This window comes from Nocardiopsis listeri NBRC 13360 (assembly GCF_001570765.1).
GTDB lineage: Bacteria > Actinomycetota > Actinomycetes > Streptosporangiales > Streptosporangiaceae > Nocardiopsis > Nocardiopsis listeri.
On record NZ_BCSH01000152.1, the window covers coordinates 1 to 537 of the forward strand.

The following is a 537-nucleotide window of genomic DNA, read 5'->3' on the forward strand; positions in this document are numbered from 1 at the left end:
AAGCGCTCATCCCATCCAACGGCCTACCGATCGGCACCGACCCCGAAGGCACATCCCCCGCATCCACCCGAAAATGAGCAGCGAAAGTCGTCGTCTCCGTCGGCCCATAACCATTGGCCACCACCGTGTCCGCACACGCGGCCACCACCTTCGCCACCGCCGAAGGCGTAGCCGCCTCACCACCGGTGATCACCTCACGCAACGGCGCGAAACACGTCGGATCCTGCGCCGTGAACAGGTTGAACAACGCCGCCGTCACAAACGTCGACGTCACCCCGTACTCCCGGGCCACCCGCCCGAACTCCTCCGCCGAAATCCGCCCCGCAGGCGCCACCACCACCGCACCACCCCGCAACAACGGAGTCCAGATCTCATAGGTCGCCGCATCGAAGGCATGCGAGGAATGGAACAGCACCCGCTCATCACGACCACCACCCCAACGACCATCCAAAGCCAAAGCGACCACGTCCCCATGCGTGACCGCCACACCCTTGGGCACCCCCGTCGAACCCGACGTGAACATCACATACGCGAGGG

General features: G+C 65.0%; 1 protein-coding gene. It reads right to left on the reverse strand.

Annotated features, from left to right (window positions below; translation table 11 throughout):
* On the reverse strand, positions 1-537 hold a 537-nt coding region (locus NLI01S_RS24880; RefSeq protein WP_157091147.1), incomplete at both ends, for an AMP-binding protein.